Origin of the sequence: Mesobacillus zeae (assembly GCF_003570705.1) — a bacterium.
Classification (GTDB): Bacteria; Bacillota; Bacilli; order Bacillales; family Cytobacillaceae; genus Mesobacillus_C; species Mesobacillus_C zeae.
Window position 1 is genome coordinate 1 of record NZ_QWVT01000039.1, and the last position, 22,749, is coordinate 22,749.

Annotated in this window: 23 protein-coding genes and 1 pseudogene; 17 read left to right on the forward strand and 7 right to left on the reverse strand. The window is 40.1% G+C overall.

The genetic code is table 11. The features are described from left to right. Nucleotides 1-119: 119 nt before the first annotated feature. Nucleotides 120-695: a histidine phosphatase family protein gene (locus D1970_RS19225; protein WP_119114479.1), complete on the forward strand. Its 576-nt coding sequence runs from the start codon at nucleotides 120-122 to the stop codon at nucleotides 693-695. Between the two features lie 229 nt (nucleotides 696-924). Beyond that, nucleotides 925-1,818 (forward strand): DMT family transporter, encoded by an 894-nt coding sequence (locus D1970_RS19230; protein ID WP_119114480.1) that lies wholly within the window; start codon nucleotides 925-927, stop codon nucleotides 1,816-1,818. A 263-nt stretch (nucleotides 1,819-2,081) separates the two neighbouring features. Here D1970_RS19230 and D1970_RS19235 read toward each other — a convergent pair whose 3' ends face one another. Next, nucleotides 2,082-3,524 (reverse strand): L,D-transpeptidase family protein, encoded by a 1,443-nt coding sequence (locus D1970_RS19235; protein WP_119114481.1) that lies wholly within the window; start codon nucleotides 3,522-3,524, stop codon nucleotides 2,082-2,084. A gap of 477 nt (nucleotides 3,525-4,001) precedes the next feature. Between D1970_RS19235 and D1970_RS19240 the strand changes: the two genes are divergently transcribed. The 4 genes from D1970_RS19240 to D1970_RS22530 all read left to right on the forward strand — a co-directional run bounded on the left by D1970_RS19240 (nucleotide 4,002) and on the right by D1970_RS22530 (nucleotide 5,627). Then, nucleotides 4,002-4,241 carry a beta/alpha barrel domain-containing protein gene (locus D1970_RS19240; RefSeq protein WP_445641290.1) on the forward strand — a complete coding sequence of 80 codons (240 nt, stop codon included), beginning with the start codon at nucleotides 4,002-4,004 and terminating at the stop codon, nucleotides 4,239-4,241. Nucleotides 4,242-4,266: 25 nt separating this feature from the next. After that, nucleotides 4,267-4,458, forward strand: a complete 192-nt coding sequence (locus D1970_RS23485; RefSeq protein ID WP_374978568.1) for a hypothetical protein — start codon at nucleotides 4,267-4,269, stop codon at nucleotides 4,456-4,458. Between the two features lie 190 nt (nucleotides 4,459-4,648). Next, nucleotides 4,649-5,371 carry a GntR family transcriptional regulator gene (locus D1970_RS19250; RefSeq protein ID WP_119114484.1) on the forward strand — a complete coding sequence of 241 codons (723 nt, stop codon included), beginning with the start codon at nucleotides 4,649-4,651 and terminating at the stop codon, nucleotides 5,369-5,371. 85 nt (nucleotides 5,372-5,456) lie between these two features. Continuing rightward, a complete protein-coding gene (locus tag D1970_RS22530) occupies nucleotides 5,457-5,627 on the forward strand; it encodes a hypothetical protein (RefSeq protein WP_181213484.1) in 171 nt (56 codons plus the stop codon). 858 nt (nucleotides 5,628-6,485) lie between these two features. Here the strand turns inward: D1970_RS22530 and D1970_RS19255 are convergent. Beyond that, nucleotides 6,486-6,680, reverse strand: coding sequence for a hypothetical protein (locus tag D1970_RS19255; RefSeq protein WP_142921038.1), 195 nt, complete (start codon nucleotides 6,678-6,680; stop codon nucleotides 6,486-6,488). Between the two features lie 87 nt (nucleotides 6,681-6,767). Here D1970_RS19255 and D1970_RS23145 point away from each other — a divergent pair, with 87 nt between their 5' ends. Next, nucleotides 6,768-6,986, forward strand: coding sequence for an immunity protein CdiI family protein (locus D1970_RS23145; RefSeq protein ID WP_246370337.1), 219 nt, complete (start codon nucleotides 6,768-6,770; stop codon nucleotides 6,984-6,986). Nucleotides 6,987-7,160: 174 nt separating this feature from the next. Here the strand turns inward: D1970_RS23145 and D1970_RS19265 are convergent, their stop codons facing one another. The 3 genes from D1970_RS19265 to D1970_RS19275 all read right to left on the reverse strand — a co-directional run bounded on the left by D1970_RS19265 (nucleotide 7,161) and on the right by D1970_RS19275 (nucleotide 10,550). Next, nucleotides 7,161-8,375, reverse strand: a complete 1,215-nt coding sequence (locus D1970_RS19265) for a metallophosphoesterase family protein (protein WP_246370338.1) — start codon at nucleotides 8,373-8,375, stop codon at nucleotides 7,161-7,163. A gap of 238 nt (nucleotides 8,376-8,613) precedes the next feature. Beyond that, the gene (locus tag D1970_RS19270) at nucleotides 8,614-10,182 is read right to left on the reverse strand and encodes a sodium/solute symporter (RefSeq protein ID WP_119114486.1); all 1,569 of its coding nucleotides are present in this window, start codon (nucleotides 10,180-10,182) and stop codon (nucleotides 8,614-8,616) included. Further along, nucleotides 10,179-10,550 (reverse strand): DUF485 domain-containing protein, encoded by a 372-nt coding sequence (locus D1970_RS19275; protein ID WP_119114487.1) that lies wholly within the window; start codon nucleotides 10,548-10,550, stop codon nucleotides 10,179-10,181. Before D1970_RS19275 ends, D1970_RS19270 begins: the two co-directional genes overlap by 4 nt. 183 nt (nucleotides 10,551-10,733) lie before the next feature. Between D1970_RS19275 and D1970_RS19280 the strand changes: the two genes are divergently transcribed. After that, the gene (locus D1970_RS19280; RefSeq protein WP_119114488.1) at nucleotides 10,734-11,930 is read left to right on the forward strand and encodes a helix-turn-helix domain-containing protein; all 1,197 of its coding nucleotides are present in this window, start codon (nucleotides 10,734-10,736) and stop codon (nucleotides 11,928-11,930) included. A gap of 378 nt (nucleotides 11,931-12,308) precedes the next feature. On the opposite strand, the gene D1970_RS19290 is transcribed toward D1970_RS19280, so the two are convergent. Continuing rightward, complete coding sequence (locus tag D1970_RS19290) at nucleotides 12,309-13,109, reverse strand: GNAT family N-acetyltransferase (protein ID WP_119114490.1); 801 nt, start codon at nucleotides 13,107-13,109, stop codon at nucleotides 12,309-12,311. Between the two features lie 184 nt (nucleotides 13,110-13,293). Between D1970_RS19290 and D1970_RS19295 the strand changes: the two genes are divergently transcribed. Together D1970_RS19295 and D1970_RS19300 are read left to right on the forward strand one after the other, a co-directional pair. Further along, on the forward strand, nucleotides 13,294-13,725 hold the full coding sequence (locus D1970_RS19295) for a S8 family serine peptidase (RefSeq protein ID WP_259339719.1): 432 nt from the start codon (nucleotides 13,294-13,296) through the stop codon (nucleotides 13,723-13,725). A 216-nt stretch (nucleotides 13,726-13,941) separates the two neighbouring features. Beyond that, a complete protein-coding gene (locus D1970_RS19300; protein ID WP_119114492.1) occupies nucleotides 13,942-14,802 on the forward strand; it encodes an AraC family transcriptional regulator in 861 nt (286 codons plus the stop codon). 116 nt (nucleotides 14,803-14,918) lie between these two features. On the opposite strand, the gene D1970_RS19305 is transcribed toward D1970_RS19300, so the two are convergent. After that, complete coding sequence (locus D1970_RS19305; RefSeq protein ID WP_119114493.1) at nucleotides 14,919-15,170, reverse strand: hypothetical protein; 252 nt, start codon at nucleotides 15,168-15,170, stop codon at nucleotides 14,919-14,921. 303 nt (nucleotides 15,171-15,473) lie between these two features. On the opposite strand from D1970_RS19305, the gene D1970_RS19310 reads away from it, so the two are divergent. The 7 genes and pseudogenes from D1970_RS19310 (at nucleotide 15,474) to D1970_RS19340 (ending at nucleotide 22,747) form a co-directional block, all read left to right on the forward strand. Further along, nucleotides 15,474-16,325, forward strand: a complete 852-nt coding sequence (locus D1970_RS19310) for an ion channel (protein ID WP_119114494.1) — start codon at nucleotides 15,474-15,476, stop codon at nucleotides 16,323-16,325. 123 nt (nucleotides 16,326-16,448) lie between these two features. Further along, nucleotides 16,449-17,321 (forward strand): endonuclease/exonuclease/phosphatase family protein, encoded by an 873-nt coding sequence (locus D1970_RS19315; RefSeq protein ID WP_119114495.1) that lies wholly within the window; start codon nucleotides 16,449-16,451, stop codon nucleotides 17,319-17,321. A gap of 125 nt (nucleotides 17,322-17,446) precedes the next feature. Further along, nucleotides 17,447-17,953 carry a DUF4871 domain-containing protein gene (locus D1970_RS19320; protein WP_259339720.1) on the forward strand — a complete coding sequence of 169 codons (507 nt, stop codon included), beginning with the start codon at nucleotides 17,447-17,449 and terminating at the stop codon, nucleotides 17,951-17,953. 176 nt (nucleotides 17,954-18,129) lie between these two features. Continuing rightward, a complete protein-coding gene (locus D1970_RS22535) occupies nucleotides 18,130-18,300 on the forward strand; it encodes a hypothetical protein (RefSeq protein ID WP_181213485.1) in 171 nt (56 codons plus the stop codon). Nucleotides 18,301-18,946: 646 nt separating this feature from the next. Beyond that, nucleotides 18,947-19,391, forward strand: a pseudogene (locus D1970_RS19330) (ATP-binding cassette domain-containing protein); the annotation flags it as partial. A gap of 264 nt (nucleotides 19,392-19,655) precedes the next feature. Continuing rightward, on the forward strand, nucleotides 19,656-20,654 hold the full coding sequence (locus D1970_RS19335) for an ABC transporter substrate-binding protein (RefSeq protein WP_119114497.1): 999 nt from the start codon (nucleotides 19,656-19,658) through the stop codon (nucleotides 20,652-20,654). Continuing rightward, entirely contained in the window at nucleotides 20,651-22,747 is a 2,097-nt protein-coding gene (locus D1970_RS19340; protein ID WP_246370342.1) for an ATP-binding protein, read from the forward strand. Before D1970_RS19335 ends, D1970_RS19340 begins: the two co-directional genes overlap by 4 nt. Nucleotides 22,748-22,749 lie beyond the last annotated feature (2 nt).

Sequence of the window (22,749 nt, forward strand, 5' to 3'; positions counted from 1 at the left end):
ATATTCTGGATGACCTTATAATACGATAGGGCGCAAGAATTGAACATTAATGGACTGTTTTAGCAGTCCATTTTCTTGTCCTTAATGACGTTAAAGGGCTGTTGAAAGGAGGAGACGCTGTGGAGCTAATATTTATTAGACATGGGCAAGGCGAACACACCTTGGATTTACCAGCAAGTTTACAACTTATGGACCCTGGTTTGACTAAAGATGGTGTTTCTCAAGCAAAATCACTACAAACTCAATTTACCTTAGCTGAAAGTGATATAGTGATCGTAAGTCCTATTAGACGGACTTTACAGACTGCTTACATTTGGAGCAATGACATTAATTGCAAAAAAATAGTTAGCCCTCTAGTATCACCAAGAATGTTTCCACAAAACCCAAAATGGAAAACACTTCCTTGTGATAGGATTTTAAACAAGAAAGTGATTAAAGGAGCCTATCCTACATTCACTATTGATGAAGGGTTGCCAGAAGAGCTTTGGTCTTCTGGAATAAATACTATGCCTGAACAAGAGTTTAATGTATTGGCAGAAAGTTTTCTTGAATGGTGCAGAAGCCAAAGTGTTGAACGGATATATGTGGTGTCACACGATGGAACGATCACATCATACAGGCAATTCATTAGCGGGAAAAGACTAACTAGAAAAGACTTCCCAAAAGAAACTGGCTGGTTTAAACAATTATGTTAGTCCTCCATTATAGGGCGCTTTCCTGCAGGAGGGAGTGCCTTTTTATTTTTTTTGTTAGATTATTGAACAAGGATCATAGAACTAAATGGAAGATTAGTTGAATATGTGAATACTTTTATATTAATCCATATGGATTTTTTGAATAATTACGAACAAAACTAGTGAGTTTTGCTACAATTATTTGTAGCACCTTAAACAGAGGGATGAACAGTAGGAAGAGGTAAAATTAATGACAAAATTTATGTACATATTTTGCTTGATTGTATGGGGACTTAATTTTATTGCGGTAAAAATTCAAGGAACACCAGTAAGCTTGGAATTATCCTTAACTTATCGTTTAGTAATAACAGCCTTTTTATTTTTGGTTCTTGTTTGGTTCCTTCGCCCAAAGGGGAGACCGACAAGAAAAGATATCCCATTTGTAATGGTGTTTGGTATATGTAACTTTGCATTAAGCTACTTGTGCCTATATTACGCCACAATTTTGAGTTCTGCAGCAATCGTAACACTGGTTTTTTCGTTAAAAGTGATTTTGACCCCGATAGCTCTCCGAATTTTTTTAAAAGAAAAATTACATTCACGGGTTTTAATTGGGGGGACTCTAGGTGTATCGGGCGTATGTATTCTTATCTATCCGACTATGGAAAATTTTCAAGGGTTCAATGACATAAAAGGAATTATGATCGCTTTCCTAGGTACACTTCTGACATCAGTTGGTGACGCCAGCTCGGCAAGAAATGCAAATCGAAAAGTTGATCCAATTTATGCAAATGCAATTGGATTTACAGTGGGCAGTATATTGATGGGGGCAATTGTATTGTTCCAAGGACAAGAATTTATAATTCCAACATCTGTTTCATACTTATCTGCGTTGCTATATTTAACTCTGGTTGCTTCATTTGCGGCATGGTTATTTTATTTGAAGCTTGTAGAAAAAATTGGAGGAGCCCAAAGCGGCTATATGGTCGCTCTTTTCCCAGCTATTGGTGGAGTGGCCTCTGTTTTAATCGGTGAGTCAGATCCATCAGTGTATTTGTTTGTTGGTTGCCTATCTAGCTGTATTGGCGCTGCAATTGCTTTAGGGTTTGGAATAAGAAATCAGAATGTGAAGCTATCCGTGTAGGATTAATTAAGAAGGAATTTACTTATGAATTTAAAAATAGCACTCATTTAATGAATGGGTTCTCAGGTTATTGACAAAGAATTCAGAAGAAAATCTAGCTATTTAACTTAATAAGCTTATTGAGCTAACCAGCTAATAGAAGCTATAGTAATCTTCCACAATCGGGAGCTATTATGAATTAACTAAAGCCTAATTTCTCGGTGTTAAAAGCGAGAAATTAGGCTTTTTGATTTTCTTGGCAGGAAGTGTGAGAAACATCCTTCTTAATAAATAATAACAGGATCGTATTTACTAAGATTATCATACACGGTTTTCATAATACTAGGGGGCGTGTTGACACAGCCGGCTGATCCAGCCGTAAGATAGGCATTACTTGCCCAGTCCTTCCGCCAGCTGGCATCGTGGAATCCTTGTCCATCATTCGTAAAGGGAGCCCAATAAGATACTTTAACGGAATAATTAGGATTACCTACTGCACTGCCCCTAAGAGTATGTGGTGATTGTTTATAAAGAATATACCAAACACCGGGATGTGTATCTTCCATGGTACTGTGTTTGCCTGTAACCACATTAGTTGTGACTACTAATTGTCCATTTTTATAAATCCATATTCGCTGTTGTGCAATGGACACTTCAGCATACGTGTCACCGATGCCATTATTCGTGGTATTTTCGTAACCGATGCCTTCATTGTTCCAGCCCTTTCCGTAAATATTAGAAGCAGAAATTGATTTCTCTCCTTTTTCAAAAGCTTCCTGAATTCTCGATGATTCTTTATCAGTATTTATTGCCCAGCCATAGCCTTGACCTTTTACCGAAATGACCGAGCCTGAATGGCTCTTAAATGTAAAATTCTTATTTAATGTTGATTGGGAACGATTAATTTCATCTATCTTGTTCTTAATGTCATTCGCTGTGATTGTAACCTTCAAATCTTTTGACACAGAGGCATTTTTAATTAATTCACTGGCTTTTAAAGTATGCACTTTGTCCTGTATTGTATAATCTACTGTTTGTTGAAGAAAATCCTGTAGTGTTTTCTCTTCATTTTTTACAATTGGATTGTCTTCTTTAATCGGTTGTAAATATACAGGGTTCAGATGGATGTCACTTTTATAATCCTGTTTATCGTAATCCTTCAATAGACTGGTGACATCATACTGTTCACCATTAATACTATTGGAGATGACAATTTTACCCTGTTCCAATTTCGCCTCCGCATCTTGGGGTGCTTTTAAGCTCTTATTCATGGATAGGAGCTTTTCTTCTACTTGCTTTTTCATCGTTTGACTGCGAAACTGATCCGCCTCTTTGGGTATCAATGAATAATTTTTTCCCTTTGAGGATGGAAAAAATGTCCACTGGCTTTTCAATAATTTCTTAACCTCAGGCAGATCTTTATCCGTAAATACCATCTGCGTATCTTTTTCATCTAAAATTTGTTGGTTTCCGACATAGACTCTGTTTTTTAATTCAGCTGTTTTTAATTTATTTATTACCTGATTAGCAGTCAGTCCACCGACTTTTGTATCATTAATCGTAATTTGCGAATTGAACCTGGTTGCCTGATAATAGCTAATTCCCGCAAATAGGAGTGCAATAATAATGATAATTCCAATTACAATAAAATTACGGTTTGCACGCCGTTTGAATCGGTTACTCCGTTTTGTATTAATTTCTTCAACTGTTTCATTTACCGTATTCATAAATATTCCCTCCGCTACCTGGTAACCCAGATATCAACGTTCTCCAACTTTAAACTTGTGGAATTTCACCAAAGACTTTTAATTAGTTTACCTTACTATAAAGTTTATTACTATTATATTACTAAATGTTACGGTGTGGAATTTGTCACAATTTGTATAAAAGAGGAAATTTTATAGTTGTATCTAATACAGCATACGAAGAAGAACTATTTATAAAATGTCAATATTGAAGAAAAAGAGAATTAAGGATAAGGGGTATTAATTTGAAACATTAAAGAGGATGATAAGCTTTCTTCAACTAAAGGATACAAGAGTTGAAGATCAATTTCGTCGACATACCCTATCGATCTTCCACAATCGGGCGCGATTGTGGAGTAACACAAGTAGAAAATGATTAAACTTTTTTATAAAACCGAAACATAAATCTGCTGGATTCTTTTTATTTACCGTAGAATACGGGTTAACACGATATTATTAATAAAATTTTATTTTAAAGCTACAAAAGAAAAAAGCGCAGATGGCATTAAAGTGCTTTTATACTACGGTGTCGATCAGTCAGTTGAAATTAATGACCAAAAGAAAGCATTCATCGAACGGGTAGGCAGTGAATGTTTGGGAGAAGGACTCCCATTTTTTCTTGAAATCCTGACATCCGACGAAAAAGTAGAAGATACAAAAAGTATCGATTTCGCCAAGGTTAAACCGGAAAGCTCTTAATCCAGTTGGCTTAGGTGATTCTGTCATTGCCGGTTTTGCGGCTGGAATGGGCAGAGGGTATACCTATTCCCAAATGATAAAATATGCATTTGCAATGGGAGCGTCGAATGCTGCAGAGAAAGAAACAGGAAAAATAAGCTTACAATATGTGGAGAAATTGTTGTCCGAAATTGAAATAGAAACTTTTATTCAACTTAATGAAGAGAAAATACAATAACAAAAATTGATTTCCATGCTATCCTCCTGAAGGCGAGTAGTTATTAAAACAACCTGTAAAAGAAGTTCAATAAAAGGACGTAATTATTAACAGAAAGTGGTTGCGAACTATTGTACAGGATGGTAGAGTAAAGCTTCACCGAGTTGACCGGTTAACCGATTAATAAGGGAGGCGAGAAAGGAGGAGTAGCATGGAAATTCCAAAGTACCTGGAAATTAAGAATGATATTAAGGATAAAATCATTAATGGCGTCTTTGTACCTGGAGAGAAGATTTACTCAGAAAATGAATTAAAGAAACAATATGGAGTTAGCAGCACAACAGTTGTAAAAGCAATTCAGGAATTGGTGAACGAAGGATATCTGACAAGACGGCAAGGAACCGGAACGTTCGTCAGAAGGTCAATGATGAATAAGGAAGTCATCCTGGATGAAAATACACATCATCCCAAAGGGGAAAACAGGCTGGAAGAGAGCATCCAGGTCAAATCCATCACTGAAATAACCAGTGAGGAGGTAGCGGAAAAGCTAGGGATTGACAAAGCTGATAAAATCATCCACTTTGTTCGTGTACGGTATATAAACAAAGAACCGTGGAATATCCAAAATACGTATATTGCAAAAAAAAATCTAAAGGATATTGACCTGGACAATCACAAACAGTTTAATTCCATTTCAAATACAGTTAAATCGCTTCTGAAAATTGATACTCTGAATGAGTCAATGAAGGAACGGATTTCGATTGCATATCCTCCTCCGGGTATAGTGAAACAACATTTCGGTCTCGAAAAGGACCTACCGGTTTATCATATTAAGAGAATCACGTACTATCCGGAGAAAACACCTTTTGAGTATGTTGAAACCTTCATTCATTATGAATATTATTCTTTAGGCATCACGAGAAATAAAAAATAAGAAAGGACCTGAGACATTGATTAAAACGGAACAGCTTCAATAGTTACATCTATTCAGCAAAATTGATAGACTCACAAAGGAAGAGGTGAAAACAGCGCTTGATGAGGCGATAAACAAAATCGATAGAAACACGGAGATTCTTGGAGAGGAGTTCCCAGTACCCGCAACCAGAAACAATCTCTATGCTGCCATGGACAATACCGAATGGACAAATGGCTTCTGGACAGGTGTCCAATTTGTCATTAAAGAAAATTGAATCTGTTGAAAGTGTCAAATTCCACAAGAATCAAATGGAATTAATGGTGGGAGAAACTAGGCAGCTAGAATTTGACATTGTTCCTACCGATTCAACAGAAATGATTTAGTCTGGGAATCCAACAATGAACAGGCAGTTTCGGTAGACAAAGGTATCGTTCAGGAGACGAAGCCAGGGACGGCAGTAATCACGGTCAATTCTCCCGACAGAAAAGTGAGCGCAAGCATGACTGCTACAGTACAACCTAACGAAAACCAGATATCTGTCCTTCCAGGTTATGAAAAAGACTAGCAAGTAAAAAAAGGTGAAATCCACTTGCTGTTCAACCGGACATTACTCGATGATTTCACAACAATGTCGGATATAATGACGATATTGCTTACTATAAAAATGGCGTTTTAGTTGGGCAATCACCGGGTGCAACAACTATCAGGATTTTTGATTCAAACTGCAGTCCAGCAGGGGAAATTCATGTCCAGGTGTAGGAAGCGGAAGAAGATCAGTACGATATAATGCGTCATCGATGGGAACAGTTGCTAACCGGGAATACGTATTTTAATAATAATAATCCAGTGAGGGTTTCCCTTCAACAGGATAAAGACAAAATCGCTGAAAGAGGTCTTTCAGAGGACAGCCTATAACCGGTTCCATAGATGCTAAGGAAGAATTGTGCGTTGTAAAGCAACATTTCTCCTGTTATGGGATATGTTCTTTCTATCTACTTTAACAGTAATTATTTTCTAAATAAGTGCTGGTGGATTCGTATTTTCTGTTTGAATTCGGAGCAATCCTGTCTAGATCTGAATGAAGTACTCTTACATTCTGGTCATTTAGTTTCTCGGAGGGAGAACAGTCTCTTTATATAGGCTCTAGTTCACGCTTGATTTTTTCTTCCTGAGTTTGTACCTCCACCATTACCCAATTTTCTTTCAAAGGAAAAAATGTAAAATTTAGTCCCTGTAGTAAAAAACCTTGTTCTGCTACAACGAAGGAAAGAACGATTGCAAATACCCCAGTAGCTACCAGTATTAATACCCATTGCACTTTCCACAACACCTCCTTTTTTGTTTTAAGATAAAATGAAGTAACATTAAAGATATATTTACGAGAAGTAATCCATCATCCGAGAGGGGGAGATTTTTGAAAAAACCATTTAACCGGTGTGAACACACATCGTTCAAAATGGAAGGGGACTTTTGCGCCGATCCTTTTTGGTGCAGGGATTGCGGGGAAAATCTTGACTTGGAAGATTTCCCTTTTTCGAGGGAGCTTCACGAGGAACTGGATTCTTGGAGTTCTGCATACGGCCAATGGATGGATATGGAAAGAGAAACATTAAAAAAAATGGTCTTGAACTAGAGGAGAATTACAATAAAAGGGGATTGCAGCTTTTTGAAGAAGTGAAGAAGCAGTTTGGCAATGATTGCATCATCACTTTTCAGCCTTCTCAATCAGGACAATGGTACAAGTTAAAATAATAGAACTATAAAAGCCCCTCTTGATTCCAGCTTTGGAGGGGCTTTTTGTGTTTAGTTAGCGCACGATCTTCTCATGCTTCTTGGTTGCATCAATTGGGGCAGGGGCCGTGCTTTGGTCATTGGCAGTCAAGTCGATGCCGTAATCCTTGGCGAACACCATATGGGTCTCAACAAGGACGTTTTCTGTATTCTCATCAAGGTTAAATACTCGGGCTCCCCGCAGTCTGTTGCGGTCGGCACCCGGGAGGCCGTACGCGCCGAATCCGGTACTCCCTGCGTATCCCAGCAGTACACCGTAATAGTTGCCCGAATACGTATTTACATGGTCATGTCCGCAAAAGACTCCCTTTACATCGCCCCTGTCCAGTATGGCAGAGAACATGCCGCTATTCACCGGTCCAAGACATTCATCTTCGTTTCTTTCGCCAGTGATTCCATGCTTCTTCACTGCGTTTTCATGGTGGGCAGCAGTCCGGCCGTCAACGCTTCCAAACCACATGTAGCGATGCTCCCAAAGGGGAATATGGACATACATGAGTGAAGGAATTTTCCTGCCGAATTGTTTTTCAATCTTCTTTGAAGTTTCGGCGTACCAGTTCACCTGATTGAAGCGCAGCCAGTCCCACGTAGGATAACCCTTGAAATCTTGTCCGCCAATCGTTTGCGGTGCATATCGTCCGCCGTCCATGAGCCATAGGTTGAAAGCTGCATCGTTGCCTTTTGAGTTTCTAATCAATAGATTCATATTGCCCGTTCCCGTTACACCCTTTGAGCTTGGCTGGTTCATATTATACTTGTACGACATATAAAGCTTAAGCATGTCCTCTTCATTAAGTCCGCTTTTCGGAGTGGAATCCTCATCATGGTTTCCGTATGTAATCGCCCACTTGATGCTCCTTTTCTCCATAGGCTGAGCCACATTATTAATTGCTTGCTTCATTTCATTTGGCGTATCGCAGCCGCCGGTAATATTATCGCCGTTCAGGACAACAAAGTCCGGCTTTTCAGTATCCAGTACTTTTTCCATCAATTGGACTGTCCGTCTGTCAATATTCTCGTCATCCTGTGTGTCATTGAACTGGACAATCTTAAACTTTCCGTCTTTCTTAAATTGAAGCTTCATATCCATGTTTTCAAATGCATGCGCCTCCTTGCTTAGAAAATCAACCGGGAGTCCGGCTGATCCCAACGTTAATGCCAGTGTACTCATACCGCCGATTTTAATAAATTTACGCCTATTAATTGATGGGGAAACTTCTTTATTGTCCAAAATGCCTCGCCTCCATAATTGTTTAATCTTTAATAGATTAGCAAAGCAAATTTAACGGGCTGTTGAACTTTTGTAAATAAACGATAATCTATCATTAAGTTTTCAAGTTTTAGATACGCTTGAAAGGTAGGAAAAGTTAATGACGGCAAAAGTGTAGTATAACCTGCAGAAAACTGCCAAGACAAAAAAATCGCCGTTACCAAGTTTAGTAATGACGATCTTTACCAAAATTTGCTCGTTAAGCCACTTCGGATTCTTTGGAGTGCACCCGCTTCATAAATTCATTGACGTCCGCAGGTACTTTCCGGTCAAGCTTTGAAACGATATAGACTGACAGGAAGCCGATTGGAACGGTAATCAGGCCAGGAACCCGGAACTGCAGGAATTCCGGAAGGGTGGTTGGCAGGAAAATCATGTACATGGATGCAAGCAGCCCTAAGACCAGACCGGCAATTGCGCCTTTTTCCGTCATCCCTCTCCACCAGATACCCAGGATGAAAATCGGGGTAAAAGTACTCGCAGCAACCGTAAAGGCGAGCGCAACGAGATGCCCAATCGACGCTTCTTTTACCATCAGTCCCAAAACTCCGTAAAGGATGCCGAGAATCAGAATAGAAATCTTACCGGCAATGACCCGTTGCTTCTGGGTGATATTCTTCTTGAAAAATGACGCATATAAATCATGGGCAAGCGCCCCTGAACTTGCAATGAACAACCCTGAAAGATTGGAGAAAATAGCCGCAAAGGCACCTGCGATGACAAGTCCCAGCAGCCATTCGCCGCCAAGCGCCTGGGCAGTTGACGGTACTACCATGTTATTTCCGCCAGCAACAAGATCCTTCACTACCTGCGGATCAGCTGATCCTGCAAGGAAAATAGATCTGCCCACAGCGCCAAGGTATACAGCGAATAAGAAGAACACGCTGGCAATCGCAATCGCCATTAAAGCCGATTTTCTCGCCGCTTTGGCACTCGGATTTGTGTAAAACCTTAACAGAATGTGTGGAAGCCCGATGGTTCCAAGGGACAATCCGATTGTCATGGATATAGTCTGCCAGAAGGATGGGAAGTAGTTGCCTGTTCCTGTCCAGGAATTTCCGTCGAACGGTACATCCTTTCCGTCGGGAGCAAATTGGGCAGTATTCGCAATCGTTCCGGAAAACTCGTTAATGGCCGCAAGGATTTTATGATAGTGAAGGCCCCCATAAACTGCTGCTACAACCATTAAGATAAAAGCACCGAGACGGATCCACAGCTCAAGTGCTTGGTTAATAGTAGTGCCTTTCATTCCGCCAATCCCCACATAGAAAATCATGACGGTACAGGTAAAAATGATTCCAAACTCATAGCTCGTTCCAAAAAACATGCTTAAAATCTGCGCAGCGCCTAAAAGCTGGGGAGCGGCATAAAAACCGGAAATGGCGAGGACGACAATGACCGCCACAATCCTTGCTCTTTTACTATGGAAGCGATAGGCCAGAAAGTCTGCAACCGTGAATGCTCCAAAGCGACGAAGCGGTCCGGCGACGAAGATGGCCAGCAGCGTCAGTCCAATCGAAAAGCAGAAAGCATAATACGCACCGTCATATCCAAGCTGGAAGGTTAGGCCAGCAATCCCGAGGAAGGTGGCGGCACTAAGATAATCTCCGCCAATAGCCGAACCGTTTGTGAACCATCCGAAGCTTCGTCCGCCGACAAAGTAATCGGATGCTGTTGCACTTCTTTTTGTTAAATACGTAATATACACAATTGTGCCCATCAGGAAGATGGTCATTAACATTTTCGGTTCAAGTAATGTTTGCATCATCCAGCACTCCTTCCGTCTACCGAACCGTCCGGTTTAATGGTATGACCCGTTTCATATTTTGCCAGACGCTTCTCATAACGGTTTGTATGGATGTATGCGATAATAAATGCTATTGCCATGGCAACTATGCCTGTTAAGAACCAGGCGTAGGTCATGCCTCCGAACATACTTGAAAACATAAACTCAGGTGCGAACCAATTTAGTACAGGAATGGTAAAAATGAATAAATAATACAGTATGCTGAGTTTAAAACCTGTGCTAAACTCGCCTTTCATGATCTTTTCCGTTTCAGAATCCAGTGGCGGCAAATCCTTCACGTCAATCTTTCCGGCTTCTACATATTCATAATCTGAATACTCTCCTGCCATTTTTTTATTCCCCCTTTTTTGCGTTTAACCATGAAACAATGGTTGATATTAATTTTACTTTATAAAAATACAGGATACCTTGCAGTAAATTGTCCGAAATATACAAATATTTGTTATTTTCAGTTTAGTATATGGTAAAATAGTAGTTAGGAACTCTTAGGTGAATGTTTTGGGGGGATAGCTTTGTATAGCATTCAGCTAATCATAGATAAAGAAGAAAAAGAAAAGCTTTCAGAATGGATAGAAGATGAATTCCATGCTACCTGCAAAATCGTATCCGATTTAGGCGGCAATGACCGTCAGGTTCTTTTTGTTGAAATTAACCGGCTGCTGGACTGGATGATCATTCATCGGATGAGAAAACAGAATAAAGATATTGTGGTATTCCCGGTGATAGACAAAGAAATGCTCCATACCGCGCCGATTGCCATGCAGTTGAATGCAAGCTACCTTTTTGTTAAGCCGCTAAAGAAAAACTGCTTTGTCCGGAATGTAAAACGGGTGCTGGCTTACGAGAAAAATGTGGCTTCCGGGACAGAGGACAGCCTCGTCCCGTTGCAGGAAGTTTTTTTGCGAAGTGTTCTCCGTGGGGAAGTAATCTCCGAGAGGGAATTTACCGAAACAAATCTGTTTCCTGATGGCAATGCCATTCCAAATACCGTTTTTTTCATTCAAGGCTTCGTAAAGGATGAGGAGCGTGAGGAGCGGGATGGCTGGCAGGCACCACAGCTCATTCAGCAAGCATTGAAACGACAACTATTGAATGAAGCGGGGCAAGTTTTTTTTGTCCCTTATCGGAAGCATCTGCTTATGCTGCTTCGTCTGCCGTCCGTTTATGTTTCTCCCCGGTTCTGGAAACAGGGGGAGACTGCAATCCTCAAAGTCATTGGGGAACTGGAGGAAAAGTACGGGATTCACCTTTACATTGGTGCGGGGTCCATCTACAGTGAACCGCAAATGCTTCACCATTCTTACAAAGAAGCGGGAAGCGCGAGAAGGACGCCTCCTTACCAAAGACTCCAGCTTCGTTATTTCGAGGAAACAGCGAAAGATCCGCAAATTCAAAAAAGCATCGAGTACATTACAAAGTATTATGGAGAAGGATTAACGGCCACAGAAGTGGCAGCGCATATTAACTTTAGCCCGACCTATTTCAGCAGACTGTTTAAAAAGGAGACAGGCAGAAGCTTTGTTGAATATGTCACCTTTGTCCGCCTGCAGCGGGCCATTTACCGACTTCGGCATACCGACCTCACCATCGAACAAATTGCGGACGAAACCGGCTTTAATACACCTAATTACTTTAGCAATATTTTTAAAAGATACGCAGGGCTAGCGCCAACAGAGTATCGGGCAACGAAGGAAATATTGTTTGTTTGAGCAGGAGAACAAGTAAATTCCGCTTTTTTTCTCTTGAAATCCCGTACCTGCTCTCCTGTTCTCTCGATTCATACCGAATCGTCTTTTTCAAAGACGGCTGTACCCTCGTCCATGGAACAAATGAACCAGCAAAAGAATTTATGACAGGATTGTTAGATAAGATATTGATGAGTTAATAAAGCACATTTATCCAAGTACTCTTCACTGGGTACCTGGATAATGTTTTTTTTTCACTATATATCGCCACCCACATCTTTGTTGAATTACGCTGGAATGATCTGCTCTGTGAATTCTAGATTCATTGAAGATCTAGTTAAAAGGTTAAAGGGAAATACGATATTGCGGATTGAAGTGCACTTTAGTGTATTTCGTACTTTTCTAATAGCTTGTAATAGAATATACCGGGTATTCCTCTGTTTTTTCAAAACCTAATTTAGCCGCAACTCTTTGAGATGGTAAATTATTATTGGTAGTCTCCCATAAAGGCAATAACCCTTTTCTTAGTAGATTACTGATTAAGCTATATGAAACAAGCGTCCCATAACCTTTATTTCTTTCCTCATTAGTAAAGGTATCAAGATCAATGAAGTAGTTATTTTTATAAACAAATCCATTGTTTACGCATTGAGATACAATTTCACCATTTTTCTTTATTGCTATACCAAAGGTTTTCTTCTCATATTGATTAGATTCAACGAATCGTCGGTAATCTTTGGGAATAATAGGGTAAGCATTCTCACAAATTTCAATGTCTTTTTGGATTTCTATATTAGAAGAAAGTGTCTTGAATTTTTCTTGGTTCAAAACAAATGTGTTTTCATAGTGCTTATCAAGTTTGTACTCGCTAAATGATTCATTTAACATTCGGTCCCATTCAATATTATGATCAGTGTATATTTCGAAGTGCTTTTCACCAGTAGACAGTAGTATAGGGAGAATCTTGCTATTAAAGACACTTTCCATAAAGCTTTTATGTTTTGGTAATAGTTTTTTAAAGGAAATATACGACCATCTGGAAATAGCCCAAACAAGAGCAATTTCTGGTTTCTCCTTATTGTCTACAAATACCTTTCCAGGAAAATTCCTATTTAAAACTGCGAGTGCGGGAATTTGATATCTATTTTTATTGAAAAGAGTTTCTACAATGCTAAACTCGTCATACTTTAATTCAACAAACATCTTTATCACCCTGCTTTCTTTTGTTTAATACTTCCTAATGACTTTCATCTTTTTTATATATGATAGTCCATCGGAGAATCATTTACAATTATTTCTGGTAGGATTTGAAAAGCATCCCTAACTTTTTATACCGGCATGTCGGTTGAAAAGGGAATAGCTCTGTCAGCTGGCAACTTATACAGAAGTGTTGGTTTCAGCGATCGAATGGTACATCGGACACCGAATGGATATCATCAATCAAAGCCTTGGTGTGAAAAAAGACCTTACAGGTTTGCGGGAAATTTGCGATGAGGCCACCAATCGCGGTATCATCATCGTATCTTCGCATGATGAAAATCGCGGCTTATTATGGCCCGGCCACTATCCATCCGTCTTTGCCTCAGCGTCAGTGGAAAACGGTAGCCCGGACCAGCTCTACTATAACAAGGATGGAGAAATCAATTTCAAAGCCTGCGGGCTGTCACGCCACCTTGAAGGACCGATGCAAAAATTCAACCTCCAAGGTCACAGCTTCGCAGCAGCATATGTCACAAGCTTCATCGCCCAGCTCATGGAAATGCACCAGGAGAAAGGATACGAGGAAGTATGTAAACTCCTTTTGAAAAAAGCATCGTAAAAAAGAAACAGGAATTTCTAGGAAAAGAGAGATTCCTGTTTTTGTATCTAAAAATACATAGCAGAAAAATATGTATAGACATGAATCCTGTCTCGTTAAACCGAGATAGATCTATTATACTGGAAATAGGTGGATTACATACTGACAAAACTTAGCAGAGATTGACAGGATTCCAGAATCGGTCCTTGATAATATGGCATTAAGGGAGTGGAGTATATGAAGTGGATAGAATCAATGCAGAGAGCAATTGACTACATGGAGGACCATCTATTGGAGGATATCACAATTGACGATATCTCAGCTGTTGCGAATTCATCTCCTTTCCATTTTCAGCGTATCTTTACGGTTTTGACGGAAATGCCGGTCGGTGAATATCTTAGACGTCGGCGGTTGACACTGGCAGCACACGAACTGAGCAGGACTAACGACAAAATCATCGAGATTGCGATGAAGTATGGGTACGACACTCCTGAGGCTTTCTCAAAAGCTTTCCGCAGACAGCACGGAATTTCGCCAAGTGAAGCACGAAAGTATACGGGAAAGCTGAAGTCATATAACCACCTGGTGATCCAGGTGAGTCTGAAGGGAGCGGAACCAATGCAATATAAAGTAGTAGAGCTTGAAGGCTTTCACGTAGTAGGAGTAAAACGGGAATTTTCACTAGTAAACGAGGAGAATATGTTGGGCATCCCAAAAATGTGGGAAGAAGTTAACGGCGGTGGGACGAGTGACCTATTAGTACGTTTTAACAATGGACAGGTAAAGGGTTTGCTTGGTGTATGCGTGGATAAAAGTAATGATCAATCTAAAACCATGGAGTATTGGATTGCGGCCGCACATGAAGGGGAAACGCCAGAAAATTTATTAAAGCTAGATATCCCCGCATCCAAATGGGCAATCTTTGAAGTACACGGTCCCATGCCAACTGCAATGACAAAAATGTGGAAACAAATTTTTACTGAATGGTTTCCGTCCAGCGGCTATGAACCCGCCGGAACACCCGAATTGGAACTATATACGGGAAGTAACGTGTCAGCGTCCGACTATTACTCCGAGATTTGGATTCCGGTAAAATAAGAGGTGATTTTTTCATAAGGGATGGTTCTCGTGTGTTGAGAACCATCTTATTCGTTGATGCATAGATGCTTTTTTAGCAACGAAAAAGTATTTAGTCAAGGGAACCTATTATTAATTCACTTAACCTTAAGAATCCAAATCAACTTTTTTCGCTTTGCTGATCCCATAAGAATAGTACTTACAATCAAACCGATAAAAAGAGAAATCGGAATGGCTGCAATAAATCCATAGACAATCAAAAAACCTATTCCATCCGCTTCTGAGGGGTCATCAATCGGAATAGTCTGTGACCATATTATTAAAGCTGACATTAGGACAATAATAGTGACGGCTGTTGGAGCAATTAGTATTAACAAACTTTTTAGCATTGGCAATTATTCTCCTTTTTCGTTAACTTTACCATAAATTGTAATATAGGGAGTTGAAAGTTAATCGCAAAAGGTTGTTTCTATAAATCAACAGGATATTTAAATAAAAGGAGACTGACTGAGGTATCTTTCTTTCGGTCTTTTTTTCTGTTATTTTGGGCGTGTTCTTTTCTTCAGTCTTTTTTGTGATCAATTCTCAGACTCTTTGGTAAATCTTTAGGCTATTAGTAAGATAATTTCGTTTTAGTGGAAACTTTATACTGATATGATATGTAATATGAATGATGAAGCAAAATAATTTAAGTGGGGGAGCTCCTAGTTCCATACAGGTTGATAATAGGCTTCCGCGTAGCAAATTTATCTCGTATTCCGGAAAAACAGAAGGGAGTGAACGAAATGCATATATTCCGCAGGTTGATTACAAAAATAACGAAGCTGAATAATGTATATTTGCTTGTTGGTACAGTTCTTATCGTTTCATTAAGTATGTTTATCATGCGGAAAATTGAACCAGAAACATTTCCAACAGCTTTTGACTCGTTGTGGTGGGTGATGACAACGATGGCAACTGTGGGGTATGGAGATTTTTATCCAGTAACGGTACTGGGCAGAAGCTTTGCGATGGTTTTGTACATATTAGGTATTGGTGTCTTAGGTGTCGTGATCGGGAAACTGGTAGATTCATTCGGCAACTTCAGAAGGATGAAGGAGGAAGGCAGATTGAAATACAAAGGACAGAACCACATTACCATTATTGGCTGGTCCAAAAAAGCGGAATATGCGATAAAAGAACTTTTAAAAGACGGGAAAACTCATATTGTTCTCATCGACCGGCTTGAAAAACAACCGCTGGTTCACGATCGGTTCCATTTTGTATCGGGAGATGCAGCTGCAAGTGAGACAATGGAGGCAGCCAATATAAAAAAAGCGAAGTCAGTCATCATCTTCGCAGATGATAAAATTGATGATCCGTTGCTGGTTGACGGCAAAACGCTGCTCCTTACAGCTTCTGTAGAGCAATACGCGCCAAAGGTTAAAACTATCATTGAAGTGATTAAAGAAGAACACCTCAGAAGCTTTGCTCATGTGAAGGTTGATGAGTACATACTATCAAATGAAGTGGTGTCAAAAATCGCGGTGGGACATACGTTGTAGATGGTATTTTAGAGCATGAGTCTTAACATTTCTTAAACAGCTTTTTACGTTAATCAAACGGGAATCATATATTCATCTCGTACTATTTAATAGAAATAGTAACTTAAAGGGGATGGATCTAAGATGAAAAGCAGCAGAGCGAGAAGTTTAAAAACACTAAGCCTGTCCGTAGGATTCTGCATTCTTTCCTTTGCTGGGGCCCAAACAAGCGCCATGGCAGATGAAGTGGTAAATGGACGTGGTCAACCTGTTGATGTTGAGGTGATGTCCTATAACATTCATCATGCAGAAGGAATCGATGGCTCACTAGATGTTGAGCGAATCGCTAAGGTAATAGCAGATTCAGGAGCAGATATTATCGGACTGCAGGAAGTGGATAACCACTGGTCAACCCGGAGTGACTTTCAGGACCAGGCTAGGCTCCTCGCCATGCGCCTCGGAATGTTTTACGAGTATGCAGCAAATCTTGACCTCGACCCAGCTAATTCAGGTGAGCCGCGCCGCCAATACGGTACAGCAGTTTTGAGCAAATACCCGATACTGGATGCTGACAACCATTCCCTAGCAAAAATCGGCACTACGGAACAGCGGGGCCTGCTTGAGGCAACCATCAATGTAAAAGGAAATCAACTACACTTTTATAATACTCATCTTGCTTTAACTACAGCAGAACGGACACTTCAGATTCAGGAAATCCTGAACATATCAGGGAAGTCAGAAGGTCCCAAGGTCATTATGGGCGATCTAAATGCATTGCCTGAGAGCGTTGAGATGGTTCCTTTGAATGAAATGTATTACGACGTATTCGCCGGCCAGCCGGGTGACTATACTTATCCTGCGACCAATCCAACAAAGCGAATCGACTATATATTCACTTCGGACGATATCGAAATAGAAAAAACTGAAGTAATCCGATCCCTTGCCTCAGATCACCTGCCATTAACCGCAGAGCTGGAATTGGATCGAGATGATCCTTTCCATAACGGAGAGGAATGAAGATATAAATCAAAACCTGCTGATGGAAAACAATCGGCGGGTTTTGATTTTTACCTTTTACTGAAATTTCAAATAATTTTTACCTCTACGTGATAAAATGGAAATATTACGGAGGAGGGGGATTTGTGAAAAAAGTTTCATTCTTCATCATTGTATTCAGTATGTTGTTTGGGATGGCTGCATGCACATCAAGTAAAGCAGCAAAAGAGAAATTAATCCTGCCTGACAATGTTCCTACGTTTGTACAAGAAAAGGAATTTGAAAAGGTTAATTGGGAGAGAAAAGCTGTTGAATTTGGGGAAAGAGGCATCGTCGGGAATAAAAACAAGTCAGGTGTCATCGCACCGGAAGAAATGAAAAGTGAACGAACTGAAAAATGGATGTGGCATTTTTGGGGAGTGGAAAAACCAGAAGACACCAGCTTAACAGTAGTTGGTTACCATAAAGAAACGGAGACAGTCCACCAGATTGTCACAGAAGGTTGGACAAGAGGGATTGGTGGAGGATCGGTAAACGGAGCCGATTCACATGCTGTTTCTCATGTAGTAATTCCTAAGCCAGGAGAATGGGCAATACTGCTGTACACCAATGAAAAGTTGTTTGATACGCTGGTTTTTGATATTAAGAAATGAAGATATAGCCTAATTCCATAGACATTAATTTGTCGATTGTTCAAAGATGCCAATTAGAAAAACGCGGATTTTTATCAAAGGTCAATAGAGGATATTCTGTAAAGTGAATGATCTGAATTTCCTCTTATTTTAAAATTAGGCAGGTAAAAATAAATATCGAGAGGGATGGGGACAGAATGAGCAAAGCTAAAATCAAAGTAATATTCCGGTTCGGGGTAGTGGAGGTAGAAAAAGATCCTGAAGTAAAAGAAATGATGAAAGACCTGAACCTCGATGGTTTTGTCAGCGAAATCGAAAGTACCATTAATGATGTTATCGGTACAACAGAGGATAATAAAAAGAAATAGGAGTTTCTTAAAATAGAATCATGATATAAATAATTTTTTTCGCCAGTGTTCTTTAATACTGAGCCCGACCATACCGGAACTTTTTTCGGTTTGATTTTATGTGCACTGTCATGATGAATCTAATTGAAAAACAAAAGAAATAGAAAGCTAGAAAAGGGAATCCTTTCTAGCTTTAATGACGTATCTTCACCCATAAAACCCAATGGCGTCCAGAACGAGGACACATACGAATGTAAAACTTAGACCAGCTAGTACAGCAATGCCAAGAGTTTTTGGTTTCTTTGTGTTTATACCACACGGTGGCTGCCATAATGATGGTGAAAATAATTCCGAAAAAGGCTGCAGCATAGGGAGTCGTTGGGGTAAGCACGTCATACCAATTTAGAAAGCTCATAAGCGCCCTCCTTAATAAACAATATTTTCTTAATTTTCAACTATTTAGCAAGTGCTGTCAAGGGAATGTATATGACTAATCACTTCAAAATCCAGCGATATCAGCTTGGATTTTTTTATTTCCAGATTTTTTATGTTCAGTTCAATCCTCAGGATGATTTAAGAAATATTTAAGAAATAATTAAGTACGTAATAGTTAAAATCGAGTTTCTATACTAGAACCATAAGCATACAAGAAAGCGGGTTTTTCGATATGAGCGCAATCATTAAAACCACGAATCTCACGAAGATTTATGGTGATCAAAAATCAGTAGACAATCTTAACATTACGGTCAACCAGGGGGATATTTACGGTTTTTTGGGCCGAAACGGTGCAGGAAAAACAACGACGTTCAGGATGCTACTGAGCTTGATCAAATCAACCCATGGAAAGATTGAAATCTTCGAAGAAAACTTATTTAATAACTAAAAAGAAATCTTAAAAAGGATTGGCTCGATCGTTGAGGTACCTGGGTTTTATGGAAACCTCACAGCAAGGGAAAATCTTATGATTAATGCGAAAATAATTGGGATTCAGAAGAAAAATGCCATTGAGGAAGCATTGGAAATCGTTAGGGCTGGAAAATGAAACGAAAAAGCTTGTAGGGAAATATTCTTTAGGTATGAAACAAAGATTGGGAATCGCAAGAGCACTGCTTCAGGGGAATGTAACCGCTATCCTGCAACTGATTTACTGGGATATCAACCAACCTTCTCCATATATCAGTCAACTTTATTAGGATATCGATGATCATTTACGGGGAATCAATTAGCTCCATTATGGCCAAGCGTAGGACATTAGTTTAATAAAAACCAAACACAAAAACAATAATGTCAATAAATTCTACTAATTATCATGCTGTCTATGTTGTTTTTTTCGTTATATTGGAAGTAAGAGAATATAATTGGGGAGATTTTCCGGTATGAAAATGAAATGGTACTTTTTTTTTGTGACGATATTGGCGGTTTCTGTACTGCTGTATGGGCTTTTTGAATTCAGTGATGAAAAGACTCCTGAGATTGGCGTACTGATGGTCGGGGAGAATCGATACCAGAAATTCACCGGGCTGAAAAAAGGGTTGGAAGATCTGGGATTTGAAGATAAAAAGATTCACTTCACAGTAAAAAATGCAAAGGATGACCAAGGGAGACTGAAAAGGCAAATAAAAAGCCTGCTTAAGTCTGAACCGGATATCATTGTGACTCTTGGAGGCATTGAGACCATTGAGCTCAAAAAGGAAATAGACAAAACAAACAAAAGTATACCAGTCGTCTTTGCCGGTCTTGCCGCTCCAAAAGAACTGGGTCTGATTGAGGACTACCGGAACCCTGGCAGTTTATTTACTGGAATTAACAATTACCATACAAGTATTTCCGGTAAGCGTCTTGAAATGCTCAAGAATCTCGTTCCCTCCATTGAACGGGTGTTTGTTATTTATGACAGTACAATTGACACAAGCCGCCTTAGCCTTGAAGAAATTCAAGATGCTTCTGGCAAACTGAAGGTGCCGGTTGTACCAAGCGATGTCAGTTCAAAGGACTTTCATTCTTCCTTGGAAACCAAAATAACAAAAGAAGACGCAATCCTAGTCATGCCAGGTTTTCGGCTGGAATCAATGACAGATGAAATCGCTGAACTTGCGAAGAGAAAGCGTGTTCCTGCGATGGGCATCTATGAATATGAAGCGGAAAAAGGTTTGCTGGCAAGCTATGGGGCAAGCTTCTATTCCCAAGGATACCAAGCATCCAGATTTGTAAGCCTTATTTTACAGGGGAACGAACCTGCAACTTTGCCGGTGGAGCTTCCAGATGAAATGAAGTTTGTGATTAACCAGGAAACAAAGGAAACCTTGAAATTGACTTATAATGAAGACCTTCTTTCAATCGCAGACGTGATCCATCAGGAGGAGGCAGATGAATGAAAACAATGATAGGTATCCTTAGAAGCTGGCTCCTGACACAGCCAATTCGGAACAAAGTCTTGGTGTTCGGTGTCGTCATGTCGTCCATTCCTTTAATTTTGATCAGCTTGTACTATTACTCTTTTGTAAAGTCAGACCTTGAGGAAAGAATCATTGAAAAACAAAGCTTGATATTAAAGAATTTATCACGGGAAATAGAAGTAGACTTTGACCAGACGTGGCGGCTAATCAACGAACGAGCTGGAGTAAACCAGCTATACGATCATACAGAAAGCAATTACTATAATCTTCTCCACGAAAGTGGCTCCATTGAAGAAGTGGTTGTAACAAATGAGCAGGGCTATGTGGAAAAGAGAGTCTCACGCTATGAATTAAACCTCCCTGGAAAAGAAAAGTGGCTTCCCGAGAGCATGATGTTAAAACTTCAAACAAATGACCAGGCGTATGGAAAGGTCGAATTCAACCCGTATGGACAGCCGGTCATAAAGCTGGCAGTGCCTTTTACCGAAAATGGTAGGCAAAAGACGCTCGGTGTCGTGTTACAGCTTCAGAAAATCATTGGTAAAATCTCATCTCTACGGCAAGACCACTCTTCCTATATTTATCTTGTAGACAGCAACGAAAGGATCATCGCCCATCAAGACTACAGCAGACTCTGGAGAAAACAGCCTAATGAAAAGTCTGATGATGTTGTTGGTGTAAAATCTAAATTGGATGACCTCGGGTGGACACTCGTAATGGAGCAGCCAGAGTCAACAGCCTATGCGCCTATTAAACAAATGGTGCAAAACGGAATGAGTGCTGCCGTACTTGTCATCCTGGTTGTCAGCTTGATCAGCGTCTCGGCCGGTTTGTATTTTACTAACCCTATTGTGAAAATTGACCAGGCCATGAATTTGCTCAAACAAGGGAGAGGCAGCACCCGGATTTCAATCAATCGAAAGGACGAACTCGGAAAGCTAGCCAATTCGTTCAATGAGATGAGCAATGAATTAGTTTTGAAATCACGGCAGCTGGAACAGGAAAAAGAAAGGCTTGAGGTTGTGGTGAATGGTAACGGAGCGGGAATGGCGCTTGTCACAAAAGACTATAAAATTACCTGGATGAATCCAGTCCTACGGAATTGGTTCAAAAATGACAGCCTTTCCCTGCCGTGCTATGCATTGATTGGCGGCGAAAGTGCACCATGCGAGGATTGTCCGATTTATGACCCCAACAGTAAAAGCCTGCAGGATAAGCGGTTAAAATTCAAAACAAATAATGATGAAGATAAAACTTTTAGACATCGTGTTTTCCCACTGAACCATGCCATCGAGGGAGAGGGGGAGTTTTTAGTTGTCGTGGAGGATATCACTGAGCAGCAGCTCGTTGAAGAGAAAATGGTACAGACAGACAAGTTATCGGCCTTAGGAATCATGGCTTCAAGCTTTGCACATGAAGTAAACAATCCGCTTGCTACGATCAATGCTTATGCAGAAGATTTGCTTGACAGGATAGATGTGGAAGATGAGACCATGAGTGAAGGAGAAACAGAACATTATCTCCGCGTCATTCAACAAAATATTGAACGGTGCAAGAGAATCACAGGAAACCTGCTCAACTTCTCACGGAAACAGGAATGGAATGCTGAGGTCTTTGACATTCAAGAAATTATCGATAGCAGCATCAGTCTTGTGGACTATCAGTTAAAAAAGAATAAGATACATCTTACACTCAGTATCGAAGAAAATTTGCCCGGGATAAGGGGAGACGGACTTAAGCTGATGCAGGTTATGGTAAACCTTATCAACAATGCTGTTGATGCAATGGAAGAGGAAGAAGAAAGAAAGCTGATAATATCCGCATTAAAAAGTAAAGGTGGAATTTTGCTTAAAGTAGAAGATAGCGGAAATGGCATTTCTCCTGAAATTATACCGAGGTTATTTGATCCCTTCTTTACTACCAAGTCTGCTGGAAAAGGAACCGGTCTTGGGCTGTCTGTTTGCTACGGCATAATCCAGCAGTTTGGCGGCTCGATTGAGGTGGAAAGTAAGTGCGAAGAAGGATCTGTTTTTAAGTTATTCCTGCCTTTATCTGAAGGCAAAGGGAGGTAAAG

What these genes read in the sequence shown, in the direction of transcription:
- D1970_RS19230 (WP_119114480.1), top strand. Translation starts at nt 925, where the DNA reads ATGACAAAATTTATGTACATATTTTGCTTGATTGTATGGGGACTTAAT.
- D1970_RS19235 (WP_119114481.1), bottom strand. Translation starts at nt 3,524, where the DNA reads ATGAATACGGTAAATGAAACAGTTGAAGAAATTAATACAAAACGGAGT.
- D1970_RS19250 (WP_119114484.1), top strand. Translation starts at nt 4,649, where the DNA reads ATGGAAATTCCAAAGTACCTGGAAATTAAGAATGATATTAAGGATAAA.
- D1970_RS19270 (WP_119114486.1), bottom strand. Translation starts at nt 10,182, where the DNA reads ATGATGCAAACATTACTTGAACCGAAAATGTTAATGACCATCTTCCTG.
- D1970_RS19275 (WP_119114487.1), bottom strand. Translation starts at nt 10,550, where the DNA reads ATGGCAGGAGAGTATTCAGATTATGAATATGTAGAAGCCGGAAAGATT.
- D1970_RS19290 (WP_119114490.1), bottom strand. Translation starts at nt 13,109, where the DNA reads ATGTTTGTTGAATTAAAGTATGACGAGTTTAGCATTGTAGAAACTCTT.
- D1970_RS19300 (WP_119114492.1), top strand. Translation starts at nt 13,942, where the DNA reads ATGAAGTGGATAGAATCAATGCAGAGAGCAATTGACTACATGGAGGAC.
- D1970_RS19305 (WP_119114493.1), bottom strand. Translation starts at nt 15,170, where the DNA reads ATGCTAAAAAGTTTGTTAATACTAATTGCTCCAACAGCCGTCACTATT.
- D1970_RS19315 (WP_119114495.1), top strand. Translation starts at nt 16,449, where the DNA reads ATGAAAAGCAGCAGAGCGAGAAGTTTAAAAACACTAAGCCTGTCCGTA.
- D1970_RS22535 (WP_181213485.1), top strand. Translation starts at nt 18,130, where the DNA reads ATGAGCAAAGCTAAAATCAAAGTAATATTCCGGTTCGGGGTAGTGGAG.
- D1970_RS19335 (WP_119114497.1), top strand. Translation starts at nt 19,656, where the DNA reads ATGAAAATGAAATGGTACTTTTTTTTTGTGACGATATTGGCGGTTTCT.
- D1970_RS19340 (WP_246370342.1), top strand. Translation starts at nt 20,651, where the DNA reads ATGAAAACAATGATAGGTATCCTTAGAAGCTGGCTCCTGACACAGCCA.